This window comes from Mycobacterium sp., from assembly GCF_008709575.1.
Taxonomy (GTDB): Bacteria; Actinomycetota; Actinomycetes; order Mycobacteriales; family Mycobacteriaceae; genus Mycobacterium.
In genome coordinates this window covers 35,630-54,817 of sequence record NZ_VYIK01000002.1, presented here as the reverse complement: position 1 = coordinate 54,817, position 19,188 = coordinate 35,630, and the positions used below count along the sequence as shown (strand labels likewise).

The following is a 19,188-nucleotide window of genomic DNA, read 5'->3' as shown; positions in this document are numbered from 1 at the left end:
TAGGTGTTATGACCTCCACCGACTTAGACCTGAGCGGATTGAGCTGCGCCTCGTGCGCGGCGCGAGTGGAGCGTGGTCTTAACCAGCTCGCCGGGGTCCGGGCCACGGTGAACTTCGCCGTCGAACGCGCCCATGTCGAGCACGACCCCACGGTGTCAGCGGCCGATCTGATCCGCGCCGTGGAAATGGCTGGGTATCGGGCCGCGGTGCACCGCGACGGCGCGCGCCCGGACGAGACCGCGCAGCAGCCGGGAGATCAGCTGCTGCCTCGGTTGCTCGGCTCGGCCGTGCTGGCGCTGCCGATCGTCGCACTGTCGATGATGGCGTCGTGGCGGTTCGCCGGGTGGCAATGGCTGGTGTTCGCGCTGGCCACCCCGATCGTGGCGTGGGGCGGCTACCCTTTTCACCGGGCGGCGCTGGACCGCGCACGCCACGGCGCGTCGACCATGGACACCCTGGTGTCGCTGGGCACGCTGGCCGCCTACCTGTGGTCGGCAGTGGCCGTGCTGCGCGGCTCCGGACCGGTGTATTTCGAGGTCGCGGCCGTCGTCACGGTCTTTCTGCTGGCCGGTCGCTACGCCGAGTCGCGGGCCAAACGTTCGGCCGGTGCGGCGCTGCGGGCGTTGCTGACCCTGGGCGCCAAGGACGCCGTCGTGCTGCGGGACGGCGGTGAAGTGGCGATCCCGGTCTCCGACTTGCATGTCGACGACGTCGTCGTGGTCCGCCCCGGCGAGCGCGTGGCCACCGATGGCGTGGTGGTCGACGGTGTCTCGGCGCTGGACGTCTCGGCGCTGACCGGCGAACCGATGCCGGTCGACGTCGGCCCTGGTGCCGAGGTACTCGGCGGGTCGCTGAACACCTACGGCCGGGTCCTGGTGCGGGCCGTGCGGGTGGGGGCCGACACCCAACTGGCCAGGATGGCCAAGGCGGTCACCGACGCCCAGAACGGCAAGGCGTCCATCCAGCGGCTGGCCGACCGGATCTCGGCGGTGTTCGTGCCCGCGGTGCTGGTGCTGGCCGCGGCGACCCTGGCGGGCTGGTTGCTGGCCGGGCAGCCGAGCGGTCCGGCGTTCACCGCGGCGGTCGCCGTCCTGATCATCGCCTGCCCGTGCGCGCTCGGGTTGGCCACCCCGACCGCGATCTTGGTCGGCATCGGACGCGGTGCGCAGCTGGGCATCCTGATCAAAGACCCACAAGCGCTGGAGAACGTGCCGACCATCGACACGGTCGTGCTGGACAAGACCGGAACGGTGACTACCGGAGTCATGACCGTCGAAGCCGTCGAACCCGCCGCGGGTGAGCACCCCGACGTTGTGCTGGCCCGGGCTGCGGCGGTCGAAGCGGCCTCCGAGCACCCGGCCGCAGCGGCCATCGTGGCGGCGGCCCGAGGCCGCGGTCTGCGCCTGGAGCCGGTCAGCGGCTTCGTCAACGATGCCGGCGTCGGGGTCTGCGGTGCCGTCGATGGCGTCACGGTCACCGTGCGCAAGGCCGCGGTGTCCGACGGGCGCACCAGCGTCGAGGTGGTTTGGGGCGATCGGCCGCGCGGCAGCATCCGGCTGGCCGACAGCGTCAAACCCACCAGTGCGCAGGCGATCTCAGAGTTGCGCAGTATGGGTATCCGGCCGGTCCTGCTGACCGGGGACAGCGCCGAGGTAGCGCAGCGGGTTGCCGCCGAGGTCGGTATCGACCCCGCCGACGTGATCGCCGGCGTGCTGCCGACCGGCAAGGCCGACGCGGTCAAGCGGTTGCAGGCCCACGGTGCCCGGGTGGCGATGGTCGGCGACGGCTTCAACGATTCGCCTGCCCTGGCCGCTGCCGACATTGGCATGGCGATGGGCACCGGCACCGACGCCGCGATCGAGGCCGGCGACCTGACGCTGGTGCGTGGTGATCTGCGCACCGTGCCGACGGCGCTGCGGCTGTCGGCTCGCACCATGCGCACGATTCGGACGAATCTGTTCTGGGCGTTCGCCTACAACCTGGCCGCCATCCCGCTGGCCATGGCGGGCCTGCTCAACCCGATGATCGCCGGTGCCGCGATGGCCTGTTCCTCGCTGCTGGTCGTCGGCAACAGCTTGCGATTGCGCCGATTCGGCCGCGGGTGAACGGCGGGGCCGACCGCGCTCACGACCCCAGCCAGGCCAGCTCGGCGGGCAGCTGCGCGCGCCAATACGACACGGTGTGGCCTCCCGGCGCGAACCCGCCGGAGACCGGTGTGCGCAGTTGTGCCACGAATTGGCGGGTGGCCGAATAAAAGCGGTCACCGGTGCCGCAATCCACCCGCAGCGGAATCGACGAGAGCGCGGCAAGCCCGAACACCGAGTTGCGCATCCAATCCTCGTAGCTGTCGAACGCGCCGGGCGCGGCGGCGGCGTACGAGGTGAACAGCGCGGGGCTGACCGCACAGATCCCGGCGGTCCGCTGCGGACCGAGCCGGGAGCCCAGCAACAGCGCCCCGTAGCCTCCCATCGACCAGCCCAGAAACGCCACCCGCGAGGTGTCCAATCCCATGGCGTGCAGCCTCGGCAACAGCTCGGTGAGCACCATGGCTCCGGAGTCCTGCCCGGAAGCGCGCCGATGCCAGTAGGTGTCGCCGCCGTCGACGCCGACCACGGCGAACGGGGGTCGACCTTCCCGGACCAGCTGGGCGAGAACGTCGTCGACACCGAGGTCGGTCACCGTGTTCGCGCTGCCGCCGCGGCCATGCAGTGCGATCACCGGACGCAGCGGCCCCGTCTGACCGGGTGGCCGCAGAATGACCCAGTTCGTCGTGACGCCGCCGCGGGCCGCCGAGACGAACGAGCCCGACGTCCGGGTCGGCACCGGGTTGCCGGCCTCCGGTTGGGACGGGGCGGGTATCGCCGGTGTCCGGGTGGGCTCGAGCAATCCGCTCAACGCCCACATCATCGATGCGCCGGCGGCGGCACCGGCGCCCAACCGCAGCACGGCACGACGAGACAGCTCAGCCACGCCCGAATCATGCCGGGGCGGGTCGCTTTCCACCGCGCAGCCACGCCGGGTCGGTTATCAGTCCGTGACCCTGGGGCCGGGATCGCGGTTTCGGACGTCCGGCGCGCCGGGTCAGTCGGTCTTGGTCAGCAGAACGGCCTGCTCGAACGGCAGACGGGCGAAGATCCGTCGCCACGCGCCGGTGACATGCCCGGCCGCCTCGGCTTTGCTGACCGTCCGCGGGTCGGTGACGCCGAAGGTTTTGGCGTTGCAGCGCATCCGACCACCGCCGGCCGCGTTGAGGTTCTTCAGCCAATCGCGGTCCGGGCCGTAGGTCAACATGATCGCCACCCCCGGCTTTCCCTCGATGTCGGCGGGAAACACGCTCAGCGGGGTGCGGTACTGCTTGCCGGAGCGCCGCCCGACATGCTCGAGAATCCCGAACGTGGGCAGCCACCCGGCCCACATCCGCTGAATCGGGTTGGTGACGTGCCGGTTGAACCGGGCGAGGCGTTGCGGTAGTTGCATGAGGCCATCCAACTCGGTATCCGCTGCCGGTCACAAGCCGGCCGTCCCGACACCCTGGAGTCGACGCAGCCGCCGGGGCTGGGACACTGGGGGTGTGCACGTCAACGACCAGGCCGGGGCTGTGACCGCCGCGTCGGCGAAGCTCTTCGACGCCGCTTGTGCGGTCATTCCCGGCGGGGTGAACTCCCCGGTGCGCGCGTTCAAGGCCGTCGGCGGCACGCCCCGATTCATCACCGAAGCCCGGGGCTGCTGGCTGACCGACGCCGACGGCTGCCGCTACGTCGACCTGGTCTGCTCGTGGGGCCCGATGATCCTGGGTCACGCCCACCCGGCGGTGGTCGAGGCCGTGGCGAAGGCCGCCGCCACCGGCCTGTCGTTCGGGGCGCCGACCCCGGCCGAGACCGAGCTGGCCGCCGAGATCGTCGATCGGGTGCCACCGGTGCAGCGCATCCGGTTGGTCAACTCCGGTACCGAAGCCACCATGAGCGCGGTCCGGCTGGCCCGCGGGTTCACCGGTCGCGCCAAGATCGTCAAGTTCGCCGGCTGCTATCACGGCCACGTCGACGCGCTGCTGGCTGAGGCCGGTTCCGGGGTCGCGACGCTGGGCCTGCCGTCCTCGCCGGGTGTCACCGGTGCCGTCGCCGCGGATACGATCGTGTTGCCCTACAACGACTTCGCCGCCGTCGAACAGACCTTCGCCCGGTTCGGCGCCGAGATTGCCGCGGTGATCACCGAGGCCAGCCCGGGCAACATGGGCGTCGTCCCACCTACCGGAGGATTCAACGCCGGCCTGCGGAAGCTCACCGCCGACCACGGTGCGCTGCTGATCGTCGACGAGGTGATGACGGGTTTCCGCGTCAGCCGAAGCGGTTGGTACGGAATCGATCCGGTGGACGCCGATCTCTTCACCTTCGGCAAGGTGATGAGCGGCGGGCTGCCGGCGGCCGCGTTCGGCGGGCGCGCCGATGTCATGGAGCAACTGGCGCCGCTGGGGCCGGTGTATCAGGCCGGGACGCTCTCGGGCAATCCGGTGGCGGTGGCGGCCGGGTTGGCGACGCTACGGGCCGCTACCGACGAGGTCTACACCGCGCTGGACGCCCACGCCGACCGGCTTGCCGCTCTGCTCTCCGATGCTTTGACGAAAGCGGCTGTGCCGCACCAGATTCCGCGCGCCGGAAATATGCTCAGCGTGTTCTTTACGGAGACGCCGGTGAGCGACTTCGCCGCGGCGCGGGCGACCCAGACCTGGCGTTACCCGGCGTTCTTCCACGCCCTGCTCGATGCCGGCGTCTATCCGCCGTGCAGTCCCTTCGAAACGTGGTTCGTCTCGGCGGCCCTCGACGATGTCGCGTTCGACCGGATCGCCGCCGCGCTGCCCGCTGCCGCCGCGGCCGCCGCACGAGAGCTCCAACCGTAATGGCCGAACGGACCCGGATCCATTTGGTGCGGCACGGCGAGGTGGACAACCCGCAGGGGATACTGTATGGGCGGCTGCCCGGATTTCACCTGTCCGACAAGGGCAGACGACAGGCGGAGGCGGTGGCCGACGCGCTGGCCCACAACGACGTCGTCGCGGTGATCGCCTCGCCGCTGCAGCGCGCGCAGGAGACCGCTGCGCCCATCGCCGCGCGCCACGGCCTGTCCGTGGACACCGACCCCGACCTGATCGAATCGGCCAACGTTTTCGAGGGCAAACGTCTGGGCCCCGGCGACGGCGCGTGGCGCGACCCGCGGTTCTGGTGGCACTTGCGCAACCCGTTCACCCCGTCGTGGGGCGAGCCGTACGCTCAGGTCGCCGCTCGGATGGCGACCGCGATCGACAAAGCGCGGGTGCGGGCCGCCGGTCACGAAGCCGTGTGCGTCAGCCACCAGCTGCCGGTGTGGACGGCGCGGTTGTACCTGACCGGCAAACGGCTCTGGCACGATCCGCGCCGTCGGCAATGCGCCGTCGGATCGGTGACCTCCCTGGTCTACGACGGCGATCGGTTGATCGGGGTGCACTATTGGGAACCGGCCGAGGGTTGACCATGGGGCGGTTGGCGATCGTCGCTGCGCTGCTGGCCGGCACGCTGGCCGGCTGCTCCCACGGTGACGACGCGGTCACCCAGGGCGGCACTTTCGAGTTCGTCGCCCCCGGCGGCAAAACCGAGATCTTCTACGACCCGCCCGAGCGGCGCGGCCGGCCCGGACCGATTGCGGGGCCAGACCTGAAAGATCCGGCGCGCACGGTGTCGATCGGCGACTTCGCCGGCAAGGTGGTCGTCGTCAACGTGTGGGGACAGTGGTGCGGCCCGTGCCGGGCCGAGGTTACCCAGCTGCAGCGGGTCTACGACGCCACCCGCGGTGAAGGCGTGGCGTTTCTGGGTATCGATGTCCGTGACAGCAATCGGCAGGCCGCCCAGGACTTCATCACCGATCGACAGGTCAGCTACCCGTCCATCTACGATCCGGCGATGCGCACCCTGATCGCGTTGGGCGGCAAATACCCCGCCACGGTCATCCCCTCGACGCTGGTGCTCGACCGCCGGCACCGCGTCGCTGCGGTCTTTCTGCGCGAGGTGCTCGCCGCCGACCTGCAGCCCGTCGTGCAGCGACTGGCGACCGAGCCCGACCCAGCCGAACCGGCACGGCCGGGCCCGCGGTGAACACCGGCCTGACCGCGATCGCCGCGACCGGGCCGCTGCTGGTCGCGCTGGCGGTGTGCCTGCTGGCCGGGCTGGTGTCGTTCGCGTCGCCGTGTGTCGTGCCGCTCGTGCCCGGCTACCTGTCGTACCTGGCCGCGGTGGTCGGTGTCGACGAGCCCGAGTTGGCCTGCGCCCCGCGCGCCGTGCGGTGGCGGGTGGCCGGGTCGGCGGCGTTGTTCGTCGCCGGGTTCACCGTGGTGTTCGTGCTGGGCACTGTCGCCGTGCTCGGCATGACGACCACGCTGATCAGCAACCAGCTGCTGCTGCAGCGGGTGGGCGGCATCCTGACGATCGTGATGGGGTTGGTGTTCGTGGGATTCGTCCCGGCGCTGCAACGCCAGGCCCGGTTCACTCCGCGGCAGGTGTCGACGGTTGCGGGCGCGCCGCTGCTGGGTGCGGTGTTCGCGCTGGGCTGGACGCCGTGTCTGGGACCCACGCTGACCGGGGTGATCGCCGTCGCCTCGGCCACCAACGGCGCCAGCGTGACCCGCGGCATCGTGCTGGTGATCGCCTATTGTCTGGGGTTGGGCGCGCCGTTCGTGCTGCTGGCGGTGGGCTCGGCGGCGGCCGTGACCGGGGTGGGCTGGCTGCGCCGTCACACGCGGGCGCTGCAGATCTTCGGCGGCGTGCTGCTGGTCGCCGTCGGCGCGGCGCTGCTCACCGGGGTGTGGAATGACTTCGTGGCCTGGCTGCGCGACGCGCTGGTTTCCGACGTGAGGTTGCCGATGTGACCGCGCTTCTGGCCTGGTCGCGCAACACGTGGCGGGCACTGACCTCGATGGGCACCGCACTGGTGCTGCTGTTCCTGCTGGCGCTGGGCGCCATCCCGGGCGCCCTGCTGCCGCAGCGCTCCCTGAACCCCGGAAAAGTCAGTGACTACCTGGCCGCCCATCCGCTGGTCGGGCCGTGGCTGGACCGACTGCAGGCCTTCGACGTGTTTTCCAGCTTTTGGTTCACCGCGATCTATGTGTTGCTGTTCGTGTCGCTGGTGGGCTGTCTGACACCGCGGATGATCGACCATCTCCGCAGCCTGCGTGCCGCCCCGGTGGCCGCCCCGCGCAACCTGGCCCGGCTGCCCAAGCACGCCGCCGCCACGGGCACCGGTACGCCCGGGACGCTTGCCGCGACGATCGTGCGACGGCTTCACGGCTGGCGTGTCGTCGTGCGGGAGTCCGAAGGGACCGTCGAGGTGTCCGCCGAGAAGGGCTACCTGCGCGAATTGGGCAACCTGGTGTTCCACTTCGCCCTGTTGGGACTGCTGGTCGCGGTGGCTGTGGGCAAGCTGTTCGGCTACGAGGGCAACGTGATCGTCATCGCCGACGGCGGCCCCGGCTTCTGCTCGGCATCGCCGGCCGCGTTCGATTCGTTCCGCGCCGGCAACACCGTCGACGGCACGTCGCTGCACCCGATCTGCATCCGCGTCAACGACTTCCAGGCACAGTATCTGCCGTCCGGGCAGGCCACCTCGTTCGCCGCGAACATCGACTATCAAAGCGGCCGCGACCTGGCCTCGAATGCGGTCGGCGGCTGGCGGCCGTACCGCCTGGAGGTCAACCACCCGCTGAGGACCGACGGCGTCCGGATATACCTGCAGGGCCACGGCTATGCGCCGACTTTCACGGTGATGTTCCCGGATGGGCAAAACCGCAGCTCGACCGTGCAGTGGCGACCCGACAACCCGCAGACCCTGCTGTCGTCAGGCGTGATCCGCATCGACCCGCCGGCCGGCAGCTATCCCAACCCCGATCAGCGTCGACGCCACCAGATCGCCATCGAGGGCCTGCTCGCGCCCACCGCACGACTCGACGGCACACTGCTGTCGTCGAGCTTCCCGGCGCTGCATGACCCCGCGGTCGCGGTCAACATCTACGTCGGCGACACCGGCCTGGACACCGGCCGGCCCCAGTCGCTGTATGCGCTGGATCCTCGCCTGATAGCGCAGCACCGGCTGGCCAAGGTCAACCGGGTCAACCTGCGCGCCGGCGAACAGGTGCAACTCCCGGACGGCATCGTGGTCCGCTTCGACGGCGCCCGGCCGTTCGTCAACCTGCAGCTTTCCTACGATCCCGGGCAGGTCTGGGTGCTGGCGTTCGCGGCCATGATGATGGCCGGGCTGGTGGTATCCCTGGTGGTGCGACGACGACGGGTCTGGGTCCGGCTCGCGCCTGCGGGTCCACCCGATACGGTGAATGTCGAGCTGGGCGGCCTTGCGCGTACCGACAACTCCGGCTGGGGCGACGAATTCGAGCGACTCTCCGGCCGGTTGATCGCCGGGTTGGATAACGGCGCCACCCGGCCCGTCGCCGCCACCGCAAAGAAGGACCGCACATGAACACCCCGAACGTCCACGTCGGGCTGGCCCGCACCTCTGACTGGGCCTTCACCTCGTCGGTGCTGGTGCTGGTCATGGCGCTGCTGCTGCTGGCCGTCGAACTCGCCTACAGCCGCGGCCGCCGCATCGACCGGGAGCTGGTGACCGCCGGATCCGTGCCCGCCCACCGCGCGGGGCCCGGGATTGTGCCCGACGCGCCGCGGCGCCCGCTCGACGAGCGCGTCGGCGGAGCCGGCCTGGCCCTGGTCTACGTCGGAATCGGGCTGTTGCTGGCCTGCATCGTGTTACGGGGCCTGGCCACGGCACGGGTGCCGTGGGGCAACATGTACGAATTCATCAACCTGACCTGCTGCTGCGGCCTGATCGCCGGCGCGATCGTGCTGCGCCGGCCCCAGTACCGTCCGCTGTGGGTGTTTCTGCTGCTCCCGGTGCTGATCCTGCTGACGGTCTCCGGCCGCTGGCTCTACGCCAATGCCGCTCCGGTGATGCCGGCTCTGCAGTCGTATTGGCTGCCGATCCATGTGTCGGTGGTCAGCCTGGGTTCCGGGGTGTTTTTGGTCGCCGGGGTGGCCAGCATCCTTTTCCTGGTGCGGAGGTCTCGGCTGGGCGCCCCGGGCACCCCGGGGCTGGCAGCGCGCATGGTGCAGCGGCTGCCTGATGCGCAGGCCCTGGACCGCATCGCCTACCGGACCACGGTCTTCGCGTTTCCGGTCTTCGGGTTCGGGGTGATCTTCGGCGCGATCTGGGCCGAGCAAGCCTGGGGTCGCTACTGGGGCTGGGACCCCAAGGAAACGGTGGCGTTCATCGCGTGGATCGTCTACGCCGCTTACCTGCACGCCAGGTCGACGGCGGGGTGGCGGGACCACAAAGCGGCCTGGATCAACGTGACCGGGTTTGTGGTGATGGTGTTCAATCTGTTCTTCGTCAACCTGGTGACCGTGGGCCTGCACTCCTACGCGGGTGTGGGCTAAAACCCACGTCAGGCGGCGTCGGCGCGCGTTGCGCTATGTTCGTCGGCAACGGCCCGTGCACCGCGACGAGGGGAAGTGTGACCATGTCTGAGCGCCTGAACCCGGGCACCGGGGGGTCGGCGGGCGACGACGAAGCCGGCGCCGCACCGACCAAGGCTTTCGCCGGATTCCGTACCGAGCGTCGCTTCAGCGACGCCCCGACGCGGGGCGGACTGGCGCCGGACACCCGCGCCGAGCCGCGGGCCTGGGCGGCCACCCAATCCAAAGGGCTGCCGCGGGTTGTCGACGCGCCGCCCTACGGCTACCGCGGCGCGCCCGACCCGCCGGCCGGCTACCGCCAGCCGCCCGTGCATCCCTCGCCGTACCCGGAGCTGTCCACCAGCACGTTGTTGCGCCAGGTCAAGCCGGCGCCGTCGGAGGGCTGGCGGCGCTGGCTGTATCTGGCGTCGGGCCAGCTGATCAACCTCGGCGAAAGCCCACGGGTCATGCGTTACAACGACCTGGTCGCGCAGGCCAACCGCCCGCTGCGCGGCTGCTACAAGATCGCGATGCTGTCCCTGAAAGGCGGGGTGGGCAAGACCACGATCACCGCCTGCCTGGGCGCCACCTTCGCCTCCATCCGCGGGGACCGGGTGGTGGCCGTGGACGCCAACCCGGACCGCGGCACGCTGAGCCAGAAGGTGCCGTTGGAGACCACGGCCACCGTGCGGCACCTGTTACGCGACGCCGAGGGTATCCAGCGCTACAGCGACGTGCGCAGCTACACCTCGCAGGGCCCCAGCCGACTCGAGGTGCTCGCGTCGGAGAGCGACCCGGCGATCTCGGAGGCGTTCAGCGCCGAGGACTACACACGCACACTGGAGATCCTGGAGCGTTTCTACGGCTTGGTGCTCACCGATTGCGGCACCGGGCTGTTGCACTCGGCGATGTCGGCGGTCCTGGCCAAGACGGATGCGCTGATCGTGGTCAGCTCGGGATCGATCGACGGCGCGCGCAGCGCCTCGGCGACGCTGGACTGGCTCGATGCGCACAATCACCAGGATTTGGTCGCCGGAGCGATCGCGGTCATCAACGCGGTGCGGCCCCGCTCCGGCAAGGTCGACATGCAAAAAGTGGTCGATCATTTCTCGCGGCGCTGCCGCGCGGTGCGGCTGGTGCCCTTCGATCCGCATCTGGAGGAGGGCGCCGAGATCAGCCTCGAGCGTCTCAAGCGCGACACCCGGGAAGCGCTGATCGAACTGGCAGCCGCGGTCGCCGGCGGGTTCCCCGCAGTGGAGGGACGAAGCGCCGCTTTTATCTAGCGAGGTTCAGTGCGGGTGGTTGTCGCCGCGGCCCAACCGCCACAGAAACTCCGGATCGTCGTCTGGTCCGATCACGCGCGTCTTGGGCCGGTTGGCCTGGGCGTGGGCGGCGCGCCAACCGATGTAGATCAGCGTCCCCAGAATCAGCACGAGGAGCAGGTAGAGCACTCGACACCTCCTTGGTCCGAATATACCTGCGCCGTAGGCTCGGGCTGTGTCAGACGATCGAAGCACCGCAGGGGGCGCCGTGGTAGCCGTCCTGCTCTATGCGGCGGCCCGACTGGGTTTGGTGGTCGTGGTGGCCACCGTCATCTACGGGGCGGCGTGGCTGCTCGGAGTGCACCAGTTTCCCGTCGTGGTCGCGTTGCTGTTCGCGTTGGTGATCGCGATGCCGTTGGGCATGTGGCTGTTCGCTCCGCTGCGGCGACGGGCCACCGCCGGGTTAGCGGCGGCCGGCGAGCGTCGTCGCCGGGACCGCGAACAGCTGCGGGCCCGCCTGCGCGGCGAGCCGGCGCCCGACGACCAGTGACCGGCGACAGGGTTGCCGCACGCCCGGGGCAGCGACTCGCCGCGGCGCCGTCTGCTCAGCGCACAGTCGACGCTGCCAGCGCGGCGGCCACGCACACCGACCACACCAGCATCGCCAGCCCGGTGTCGCGCAGCACCGGGATCAGCTCCGGCCCGACCCGGCCCGAGCGCACCGGCCGCAGTGCCCGCAGCGCCACCGGGGTGGCGAGGAATCCCAGCGCGCACCACCCGGTGGCCGCGGTCAGCGCCAGGGTCGAAACTGCGGCGCCCACGAGCAGCGCCTGGTAAAGCGTCCGGGTTCCGGGGTCGCCGAGCCGCACCGCCAGGGTGACCTTGCCGGCCTGCGCGTCGGTCGGGATGTCCCGCAGGTTGTTGGCCACCAGCACCGCCGCCGAGAGCGCTCCCGTCGCCGTCGCCAGCACGATCCCCACCCAGTCCACCCGCAGCGCCTGCGTGTACTGGGTGCCCAGCACCCCGATCAGCCCGAAGAACACGAACACCGCGAACTCGCCAAAACCGGCATACCCGTAGGGTTTTGACCCGCCGGTGTAGAGCCAGGCCCCGGCTATGCACGCCGCCCCGACCGCAATCAGCCACGGGGCGCTGGTCAGCGCCAGGACCAGCCCGGCGGCCGCGCCGACGCCCAGGCTCACCACGGCGGCCGCCAGCACCGAGCGGGGCGCGGCCAGCCGTGATCCCACCAGGCGCAGCGGGCCGGCCCGGTCGTCGTCGGTGCCGCGGATGCCGTCGGAGTAGTCGTTGGCGAAGTTGACCCCGATGACGAAGGCAAGCGCGACGACCAGCGCCAGCAGCGCCTTCCACCACACCGCGGCGTGCAGCCGCGCCGCCGCGCCGGTACCCGCGACGACCGGTGCCGCCGCGTTGGGCAGCGTGCGCAGCCGCGCGCCCTCGATCCACTGCGCGAAACTGGCCACGGCTCGATCGTCGCACGCGCGGTACCACAATGGACAAATGCGCGCCAGGGACAAATGCGCGCCAGGGACAAATGCGCGCCAGGGACAAATGCGCGCAGCGAGGAGGAGCGGCGTAAGTGCTGGCAGTGATCGGTGGCAGCGGCTTTTACAGCTTCTTCGGGTCCGACGCGGACAGCGTCGACGTCGACACCCCGTACGGCCGGCCCAGCGCCCCGGTCACGGTGGGCAGCGTCGGCGGGCACGAGGTCGCCTTTTTACCCCGGCATGGCATGCACCACGAGCACGCCGCCCACACCGTCCCCTACCGGGCTAACCTCTGGGCGCTGCGCCGGCTGGGGGCACGACGGGTCTTCGCCCCCTGCGCGGTCGGCAGTCTGACAACCCAACTGCGGCCGGGCGCGGTCGTCGTGCCCGACCAGCTGGTGGACCGAACCCACAGCCGGGCCGACACCTACTTCGAGACCGGCGGCGCACATCCGGCCTTCGCCGACCCGTACTGCCCGACGCTGCGGGCTGCGGTCACCGGCCGGCCCGGAGTCGTCGACGGCGGCACCATGGTGGTGATCCAGGGCCCGCGGTTTTCCACCCGCGCCGAAAGCCGCTTTTACGCAGCGGCCGGGTTCAGTTTGATCAACATGACCGGCTATCCAGAGGCTGTGCTCGCCCGGGAACTCGACATGTGTTACGCCGCTATTGCTTTGGTCACTGACCTGGATGCCGGTGTCGTGGTCGGCGGCGGGGTGAAAGCCGTCGACGTGTTCGGCGAATTCGAGAAGAACATCGAGCCGTTCAAGAAGCTGGTGCGCGAGGCGATCGGCCAGCTCGCCCCCGAACGCACCTGCACCGCCTGCCGCTCGCACGCCGGTGCCGCGCTACCGTTCGACCTGCCGTGAACGCCGCGCCGGCCGACGCAGGCCACGATGCCGTCGCCGTCGACCCGTGGGACGGATTGCGCGACTTAGCATTCGCGCCGCTGCGAGGCTGAAGCGTCGTTACGGGTGTGGCAGGACGACATCGAGGACCACGCATCGGCCCCGCTCGGTCTCCGCGAGCGCCCACCCGACGGCGTCGGCCAGCTCTTGCGGCGTTCGCACGGTGCGGCCTGAGCCTCCGCAGGCCTCGGCAAGAGCGGCGTAGTCGGTGTCCGGGGTGAGTTGTGTCTCGGGAAAATCATCGGCCCGCACCGAAACACCATGGGGATACAGCTCCATCACCGGCAGTTTGGACGCCCGGTAGGCGTGGTTGTTCAAGACGACCGCCACAAAGGGGGCTCGGTAGCGGTGGGCGGACCACAACGCGGCCGTGGGCACCCCGAAGTGGAACGCGCCGTCGCCGCACACTGCGACGACGGGTGCCTCCGGGCGGGCGAGTTTGATGCCGAGCGCGCCTCCGGGTGCCCAGCCCAGCGCGGGCGCGCCGGTGTCGAAGAAGTGTCCCGGTGTGCGCCGCACCCGCCGGGCGACCGCGGGCCGGTTGGTCACCGCTTCTTCCACGACCACGGCGTGCGCCGGTAGCGCCCCGTCCAAAGCGGCCAGCATCGCGTCGGGCAGATCGGATCCCGACGTGCGGTTGGCCTCCGACCGGAGCTTCGCGAGCTCGGCCTCAGCCGCTCGCCGGCGTGCGGTCCAGCTTTCCCGACGCTCCGGGGTGGCGAGCCGGTGCAGGGCCTGTTCCAGCAGCGGCAACGCGACCCGGGTATCGGCGGTCAGCGCGATCTCCACCGGGTAGGACCACAGCGGCATGCTCACCTTGACCGGGTCGATGTCGATGTGCAGTACCCGGGCCTCACGCGGTGGCGCGATCTGGCCGGGCACCCATGGCACTTCGCAGTCCAACAACAGCACCGCGTCGGCGGTCTGCAGTGGCCTCGGATCGATCCCGAGGCACAACGGGTGTCCGCCCGGCAGGTTCGCCCGATCACCCTGGTCGACGACCGGCGCACCCAACAACTCCGCGATCCGCGTCAGCACGGCCGCGTTGCCCGGGTCGGCGGCGGTGCGCGCCGTGACGATCACCACGCGGCGCGCGGCCACCAACACCGCTGCCAGTCGCTCCAGCGCGGCCGGGTCCGGGCCCGGCGGGACAGCCGGGGATAGGCGTCGCGGCAGCGGGCGCACCCCCGGTTCCATCAAGGCTTCCCGGGGCAGCATCACATAGGCCGGCCCGGAGGGAGCGGACTGGGCGACCTGAAAGGCCCGCCGCGCGATCGGGGCCAGCTCCCGTCCGCGCGGAACTTCCATGTGCCATTTGCCGTAGGCCCGCATCACGGCCGGCTGGTCCAACTGTTCCTGCAGCCAGTGGATGGGGTTGTCGCGGTGTCCGCGGACCTCGGGGGCCGCGGTGTAGGGGGTGCGCCCGGCGAACACCACCACCGGGGTCCGGTTGCGCTGGGCGTTGTGCAACTGGCAGCCCAGGTTCAACGTCCCGGCGTCGACGTGCACCATCAGCGCCTGCGGTCGTCCGCTGACCATGTGGTGACCGATGGCGGCCGCCAAAGCGACGCTCTCGTGCACGCACAGCACCGGCTGGGGAGCAGGAGCGCCGACGGCCCGTGCCGCTGCCAGCGCCTCCTGCACCGGCGCCGAATCGGTGCCCGGGTTGATGAAGAGATGCGACACTCCCTCGTCGGCGAGCAACTCGACCAGATTGGCCGCCGCCTCGGGTACCTCGGGTGAATTCGGGGCCGTCATCACGTCCCATCCTCGGCAGCGGCGTTCGACAACTCAACCGCGCGCTGCGGTGGCCGCCCCAGCCGGAACGATGCCGGGCGGTTGTTGGCGGGCGCGTCACGCACCGGCGCCGCCGAACCGACGGACCAGGGCCGACCGGTCCAGCTTTCCGATCCCGCGTCGCGGCAGCGTGTCGAGGATGTGCAGTTCGCGCGGCGCGGCCGTGACATCCAGCGTGGCCGCGACATGAGCCCGCAGCGCGTCCAACGTGGGTGCGGCGCGGCCGTCGGCCACGACGACAGCGGCGACCACCCGCTGACCCAACCGGTCGTCGGCGAGGCCGAAGACCGCGCAGTCAGCCACCGCGGGATGGGTGGCCAGCGCGGCCTCCACGGGTTGCGGCAGCACGGTCGACCCGCCGGTGCTGATCGCCTCGTCGGCGCGGCCCACCACCGTCAGCACACCCGCATCGTCGAGCACACCGCAGTCGTCCGTGCGAAACCAGCCCGCCTCGGCGAACGGGTCGGGGTCCGGCGGGTTGCGGTACCCCTTGGCCAGGGTCGCGCCGCCGATCCCGATCCTGCCGTCGGCGTCGATGCGCAATCGCACCCCGTCCAGCGGGACACCGTCGTAGACGCAGCCGCCCGCGGTCTCGCTCATCCCGTAGGTACGCACCAACGGGATGCCGGCGGCGGCAGCGGCGTCCAGGACCGGGCGAGATGCCGGACCACCGCCGACCAAGACGGCATCCAACGACGCCAGCGCCGCCGCGGCCGCCGGATCGGTCAACGCCTTGGCCACCTGGGTCGCGACCAGCGCGGTGTAGCGCCGGCCGGGGCCCAGTCGTGCTATCGCCGCGGGCAGTGCCGTGACGTCGAAGCCGGTCGAGACGTCCAGCTCGACCGGAGTTGTGCCGGCCAGCAGGCTGCGCACCAGCACCTGCACCCCGGCGATGTGCTGGCCCGGCAATGCCAGCAGCCAGCTGCCCGGTCCGCCCAGCCGGTGCAGGGTCGCCGACGCGCTGGCAGTCAGGGCGGCGGCCGTCAGCAGCGCACCCTTGGGCTCGCCGGTGGTTCCCGACGTCGTCACCACCAGCGCGACGTCGTCGTCGATCTCCGCGCCGACCCGCAGCGCCGACGGCGTTTGCACCCCGGCCGCCAGCGGCACCAGCGCCGAATCACGGCCGGAAAGAACACCGTCCAGCGCGGGCAGCAGCGTATGCACCGCGCGGCCCGGCGGGACGGGGAGCGCACGCAGGACGGCTATCAGCACTCCTCGCGGGCGTCGTCCAACGGCCAGCCCTTGGCGGCCAGGCGCTGCCGCACTCGTTCGACGTCTTCCGGTGACGGCAACTCTTGGGTGAGCCGGGTGATCATCACCCCGATGTCGATGTGGTCGAAATCGCCGCGGCGCATCAGTTCTTTGGCCACCGCCTTGATTTCGTCGTCGGTGAGCCGACGGGACAGTAACGCCAGCAGCGGAAAGTAGTCGGTCGGCGGGATGCCTTCCGGATAGCCGGCATGCAGCCAGGCGACGATCGAGTTGAGAAAGCGGTTCACAGCAGTCGATGCCTTCCGATATCAGGTGGGTCTGACGCCAAGGATGAACCAGCCCGTGTGATGCGCGATGAACTCACGCGCGATGAACAACGCTGCGACGACGGCGGCCAGCAGTATCAGCGCGAACATCACCCGGCCAAGCAGCATCAGCGGCGGGCGTCTGCGCGTGGCGGTGTCCCCGCCGGGGCTGCCGGTGCCCAGTCGCACTCCCAGCGCGAACAGCGCCGGCAGCGCGGCACCGACCAGCACACCGAAGACGACAATCCTGAGCGTGGCGGCGGAGTTGAACCAGGCGCTCACGATGCGGCCCTGCCGGGTGCGAACGGGAACAACGGGAGCGCCACCCGCTCATTCTGGGCTCGCCGGGCGGGAATGTCGAACCCGGATCGCACTTCCGGTCAGCTGAGATCGGCGCGGGTTCGGGTGTCGCGGCGCAGCGGATGCTCGGGGGGTATCTGGACGAAAATCAGCGTCACCCCGTCGGGGTCGATGACATGCATCTCGTGCAATCCCCACGGCTCGCGACGGGCCTCGCGGGCGATCGGCACCCCGCGGCTCTCCAGCTCGGCCTGGGTCGCCGCCAGATCGCGGACCTGCAGCCACAGCGCACCCGGGAACGGTCCGGCGGGGTGGTCGGGCGCGCCGTGGCCGGCCAGCTCGATCAGTGACTGCCCTGCGTAAAAAACGGTGCCCCCTCCGTATTCGCGTGCGATGGCCAACCCGATCTCATCGCGGTAAAAGCGCAACGACCGCTCATAGTCGGCCGGCCGAAACAGCATCCTGCTGGCCAGGATCTCCATCCTTCGTGTCTATCATGCAACGCGGTCAGACCAGCCTCGTCTTGGCCATGGCGGTGCCGACACGCGGGGCGACGGTGTCGAGCGCCTTGATGCCGAGCGCGACCCGCGGAGCGATCCGCACCGGCCGGTGCTGCGCGGCGACCACCATCCACTCCGCGGCTTCTCGGGCCGTCAGCGCGGGCTTGCCCTCGAAGGCTTTCGTCGGTGTGATCATCGGCGTGGCGACCAACGGGTAGTACAGCGTGGTCGAGTGCACACCTTTGGCGCCCCACTCGGTCTCGATGACCCTGCTGACCGCCGACAGGGCTGCCTTGGACGCGTTGTACACCGCGAACAACGGCGACGGCTCGCTGAACACCCCCCAGGTCGCGACGTTGATGATGTGGCCGTCGCCGCGCGCAAGCATCCCGGGCGCGACCCCGCGGACCAGCCGCAGCGGCGCGTAGTAGTTGAGCACCATGGTGCGCTCCACGTCGTGCCAGCGTTCCAGCGACTCGGCCAGCGGGCGGCGGATGGAGCGGCCGGCGTTGTTGATCAGGATGTCCACCCCGCCGAACTGCTCTTCGACGCGGCGGACCAGCGCGTCGACGGCGTCGAAGTCGGACAGGTCGCACGGGATCGCCGTCGCGGTGCCGCCCGCTGTGGTGATCCGGTCGACCACCGCGTCGAGCAGGTCTTTGCGCCGGGCGACGGCGACCACGGTGCCGCCGCGGCGGGCGAGTTTTTCGGCGGCGCTCTCGCCGATGCCCGAGGATGCACCGGTCAGCAGGATCCGTTTACCGGCCAGGTCCACGGGTTTACCCGCCGGCCGGTACAGGCGCAGTTGCGACGCGATCGGCGGCCGCATGCCGGCCAGGGCGATCTGCTCGGTGATGCGGCGGAACGGATTACTCACAGGTGGGCAGTCTAGGGGCTGCCGCCGAACGCGCCGTATCGCGTCGAGCGTGACGCCGGCGTCACGCCGGCCGGCGAACGGGGGCGTCAGCGTCACGCTCGATCCGCGATCTCAGAAGTAGCGCGGGAACCGGGTCCAATCGGGTGGGCGCTTCTGCAGGAACGCGTCACGGCCCTCAACGGCCTCGTCGGTCATGTACGCCAGCCGGGTGGCCTCCCCGGCGAACAGCTGCTGGCCCACCAGGCCGTCGTCGAGCAGGTTGAACGCATACTTGAGCATCCGTTGGGCCTGCGGTGATTTCGCGTTGATCTCGGCCGCCCACTGCACACCCGCCGCTTCCAGCTCGGCGTGGTCGACGACGGCGTTCACCGCGCCCATCGCGTGCATCTGCTCGGCGGTGTAGGCCCGGCCCAGGAAGAAGATCTCGCGGGCGAACTTCTGGCCGACCTGGCGGGCCAGGTACGCGCTGCCGTAGCCGCCGTCGAAGCTGCCGACGTCGGCGTCGGTCTGCTTGAACCGGGCGTGCTGGCGGCTGGCCAGGGTGAGGTCGCACACCACGTGCAGGCTGTGCCCGCCCCCGGCCGCCCAACCGTTGACCAGGCAGATGACCACCTTGGGCATGAACCGGATCAGCCGCTGCACCTCGAGGATGTGCAGCCGGCCGGCGCGGGCGGGATCGACGGTGTCGGCGGTCTCCCCGGAGGCGTACTGGTAGCCGCTGCGTCCGCGCACGCGCTGGTCGCCGCCCGAGCAAAAAGCCCAGCCGCCGTCTTTGGGCGACGGCCCGTTGCCGGTCAACAGCACCACCCCGACATCGGGTGACATCCGGGCGTGGTCCAACACGCGGTAGAGCTCGTCGACGGTGTGCGGCCGGAACGCGTTGCGCACCTCGGGCCGGTTGAACGCCACCCGCACCGTCGCGTCGCTGACGTGGCGGTGGTAGGTGATGTCGGTCAGCCCGGTGAAGCCGTCCACCGGCTGCCACAGGCTGGCGTCAAAGGGCTTGTTGGGCAAGGCTCTGCCGGCCATACCCGGGA

21 protein-coding genes are annotated in these 19,188 nt (G+C 70.5%); 10 read left to right on the top strand and 11 right to left on the bottom strand.

Going from position 1 to position 19,188, the window contains the following annotated elements; genetic code table 11:
- Positions 1-8 precede the first annotated feature (8 nt).
- Positions 9-2,105, top strand: a complete 2,097-nt coding sequence (locus tag F6Q13_RS00910) for a cation-translocating P-type ATPase (protein WP_293050895.1) — start codon at positions 9-11, stop codon at positions 2,103-2,105.
- Between the two features lie 19 nt (positions 2,106-2,124).
- On the opposite strand, the gene F6Q13_RS00905 is transcribed toward F6Q13_RS00910, so the two are convergent.
- Positions 2,125-2,970 carry an alpha/beta hydrolase-fold protein gene (locus F6Q13_RS00905; RefSeq protein WP_293050892.1) on the bottom strand — a complete coding sequence of 282 codons (846 nt, stop codon included), beginning with the start codon at positions 2,968-2,970 and terminating at the stop codon, positions 2,125-2,127.
- A 111-nt stretch (positions 2,971-3,081) separates the two neighbouring features.
- Complete coding sequence (locus F6Q13_RS00900) at positions 3,082-3,477, bottom strand: nitroreductase family deazaflavin-dependent oxidoreductase (RefSeq protein ID WP_293050889.1); 396 nt, start codon at positions 3,475-3,477, stop codon at positions 3,082-3,084.
- Positions 3,478-3,571: 94 nt separating this feature from the next.
- Here F6Q13_RS00900 and hemL point away from each other — a divergent pair, with 94 nt between their 5' ends.
- The 7 genes from hemL (at position 3,572) to F6Q13_RS00865 (ending at position 10,765) form a co-directional block, all read left to right on the top strand.
- Positions 3,572-4,894 carry a glutamate-1-semialdehyde 2,1-aminomutase gene (gene hemL / locus F6Q13_RS00895; protein ID WP_293050886.1) on the top strand — a complete coding sequence of 441 codons (1,323 nt, stop codon included), beginning with the start codon at positions 3,572-3,574 and terminating at the stop codon, positions 4,892-4,894.
- Entirely contained in the window at positions 4,894-5,502 is a 609-nt protein-coding gene (locus tag F6Q13_RS00890; RefSeq protein WP_293050884.1) for a histidine phosphatase family protein, read from the top strand. The genes hemL and F6Q13_RS00890 overlap by 1 nt, the downstream gene beginning before the upstream one ends.
- Before the next feature lie 2 nt (positions 5,503-5,504).
- Complete coding sequence (locus F6Q13_RS00885; protein WP_293050882.1) at positions 5,505-6,122, top strand: TlpA disulfide reductase family protein; 618 nt, start codon at positions 5,505-5,507, stop codon at positions 6,120-6,122.
- Positions 6,119-6,892 carry a cytochrome c biogenesis CcdA family protein gene (locus F6Q13_RS00880; protein WP_293050880.1) on the top strand — a complete coding sequence of 258 codons (774 nt, stop codon included), beginning with the start codon at positions 6,119-6,121 and terminating at the stop codon, positions 6,890-6,892. Before F6Q13_RS00885 ends, F6Q13_RS00880 begins: the two co-directional genes overlap by 4 nt.
- Before the next feature lie 47 nt (positions 6,893-6,939).
- Positions 6,940-8,493, top strand: coding sequence for a cytochrome c biogenesis protein ResB (locus F6Q13_RS00875; protein ID WP_293051013.1), 1,554 nt, complete (start codon positions 6,940-6,942; stop codon positions 8,491-8,493).
- Positions 8,490-9,464, top strand: a complete 975-nt coding sequence (gene ccsB, locus F6Q13_RS00870; RefSeq protein ID WP_293050878.1) for a c-type cytochrome biogenesis protein CcsB — start codon at positions 8,490-8,492, stop codon at positions 9,462-9,464. The genes F6Q13_RS00875 and ccsB overlap by 4 nt, the downstream gene beginning before the upstream one ends.
- An 83-nt stretch (positions 9,465-9,547) precedes the next feature.
- Positions 9,548-10,765, top strand: coding sequence for a MinD/ParA family protein (locus F6Q13_RS00865; protein WP_293050876.1), 1,218 nt, complete (start codon positions 9,548-9,550; stop codon positions 10,763-10,765).
- A gap of 6 nt (positions 10,766-10,771) precedes the next feature.
- On the opposite strand, the gene F6Q13_RS00860 is transcribed toward F6Q13_RS00865, so the two are convergent.
- The gene (locus F6Q13_RS00860) at positions 10,772-10,933 is read right to left on the bottom strand and encodes a hypothetical protein (protein WP_293050874.1); all 162 of its coding nucleotides are present in this window, start codon (positions 10,931-10,933) and stop codon (positions 10,772-10,774) included.
- Between the two features lie 46 nt (positions 10,934-10,979).
- Here F6Q13_RS00860 and F6Q13_RS00855 point away from each other — a divergent pair, with 46 nt between their 5' ends.
- Positions 10,980-11,294, top strand: coding sequence for a DUF4229 domain-containing protein (locus F6Q13_RS00855; RefSeq protein ID WP_293050872.1), 315 nt, complete (start codon positions 10,980-10,982; stop codon positions 11,292-11,294).
- A 55-nt stretch (positions 11,295-11,349) separates the two neighbouring features.
- Here the strand turns inward: F6Q13_RS00855 and F6Q13_RS00850 are convergent, their stop codons facing one another.
- Positions 11,350-12,228 carry a 1,4-dihydroxy-2-naphthoate polyprenyltransferase gene (locus tag F6Q13_RS00850; protein ID WP_293050870.1) on the bottom strand — a complete coding sequence of 293 codons (879 nt, stop codon included), beginning with the start codon at positions 12,226-12,228 and terminating at the stop codon, positions 11,350-11,352.
- 116 nt (positions 12,229-12,344) lie between these two features.
- Here F6Q13_RS00850 and F6Q13_RS00845 point away from each other — a divergent pair, with 116 nt between their 5' ends.
- Complete coding sequence (locus tag F6Q13_RS00845) at positions 12,345-13,121, top strand: S-methyl-5'-thioadenosine phosphorylase (RefSeq protein WP_293050868.1); 777 nt, start codon at positions 12,345-12,347, stop codon at positions 13,119-13,121.
- Positions 13,122-13,220: 99 nt separating this feature from the next.
- On the opposite strand, the gene F6Q13_RS00840 is transcribed toward F6Q13_RS00845, so the two are convergent.
- From F6Q13_RS00840 to F6Q13_RS00810, 7 genes are all read right to left on the bottom strand, one after another.
- Entirely contained in the window at positions 13,221-14,918 is a 1,698-nt protein-coding gene (locus tag F6Q13_RS00840) for a thiamine pyrophosphate-requiring protein (RefSeq protein ID WP_293050866.1), read from the bottom strand.
- A gap of 96 nt (positions 14,919-15,014) precedes the next feature.
- Positions 15,015-16,067 (bottom strand): o-succinylbenzoate--CoA ligase, encoded by a 1,053-nt coding sequence (gene menE / locus F6Q13_RS00835; RefSeq protein ID WP_293051011.1) that lies wholly within the window; start codon positions 16,065-16,067, stop codon positions 15,015-15,017.
- 95 nt (positions 16,068-16,162) lie between these two features.
- On the bottom strand, positions 16,163-16,456 hold the full coding sequence (locus F6Q13_RS00830; protein WP_293050864.1) for a DUF3349 domain-containing protein: 294 nt from the start codon (positions 16,454-16,456) through the stop codon (positions 16,163-16,165).
- A 21-nt stretch (positions 16,457-16,477) separates the two neighbouring features.
- Positions 16,478-16,756, bottom strand: coding sequence for a hypothetical protein (locus F6Q13_RS00825; RefSeq protein ID WP_293050862.1), 279 nt, complete (start codon positions 16,754-16,756; stop codon positions 16,478-16,480).
- A 98-nt stretch (positions 16,757-16,854) separates the two neighbouring features.
- A complete protein-coding gene (locus F6Q13_RS00820; protein WP_293050860.1) occupies positions 16,855-17,256 on the bottom strand; it encodes a VOC family protein in 402 nt (133 codons plus the stop codon).
- Positions 17,257-17,281: 25 nt separating this feature from the next.
- The gene (locus tag F6Q13_RS00815) at positions 17,282-18,151 is read right to left on the bottom strand and encodes an SDR family oxidoreductase (protein WP_293050858.1); all 870 of its coding nucleotides are present in this window, start codon (positions 18,149-18,151) and stop codon (positions 17,282-17,284) included.
- Between the two features lie 111 nt (positions 18,152-18,262).
- The gene (locus F6Q13_RS00810) at positions 18,263-19,165 is read right to left on the bottom strand and encodes a 1,4-dihydroxy-2-naphthoyl-CoA synthase (RefSeq protein WP_293051009.1); all 903 of its coding nucleotides are present in this window, start codon (positions 19,163-19,165) and stop codon (positions 18,263-18,265) included.
- Positions 19,166-19,188: the final 23 nt, after the last annotated feature.

Coding starts and splice junctions, on each gene's coding strand:
- F6Q13_RS00910 (WP_293050895.1), top strand. CDS start 9: ATGACCTCCACCGACTTAGACCTGAGCGGATTGAGCTGCGCCTCGTGC.
- F6Q13_RS00900 (WP_293050889.1), bottom strand. CDS start 3,477: ATGCAACTACCGCAACGCCTCGCCCGGTTCAACCGGCACGTCACCAAC.
- F6Q13_RS00890 (WP_293050884.1), top strand. CDS start 4,894: ATGGCCGAACGGACCCGGATCCATTTGGTGCGGCACGGCGAGGTGGAC.
- F6Q13_RS00885 (WP_293050882.1), top strand. CDS start 5,505: ATGGGGCGGTTGGCGATCGTCGCTGCGCTGCTGGCCGGCACGCTGGCC.
- F6Q13_RS00875 (WP_293051013.1), top strand. CDS start 6,940: ATGGGCACCGCACTGGTGCTGCTGTTCCTGCTGGCGCTGGGCGCCATC.
- ccsB (WP_293050878.1), top strand. CDS start 8,490: ATGAACACCCCGAACGTCCACGTCGGGCTGGCCCGCACCTCTGACTGG.
- F6Q13_RS00865 (WP_293050876.1), top strand. CDS start 9,548: ATGTCTGAGCGCCTGAACCCGGGCACCGGGGGGTCGGCGGGCGACGAC.
- F6Q13_RS00840 (WP_293050866.1), bottom strand. CDS start 14,918: ATGACGGCCCCGAATTCACCCGAGGTACCCGAGGCGGCGGCCAATCTG.
- F6Q13_RS00820 (WP_293050860.1), bottom strand. CDS start 17,256: ATGGAGATCCTGGCCAGCAGGATGCTGTTTCGGCCGGCCGACTATGAG.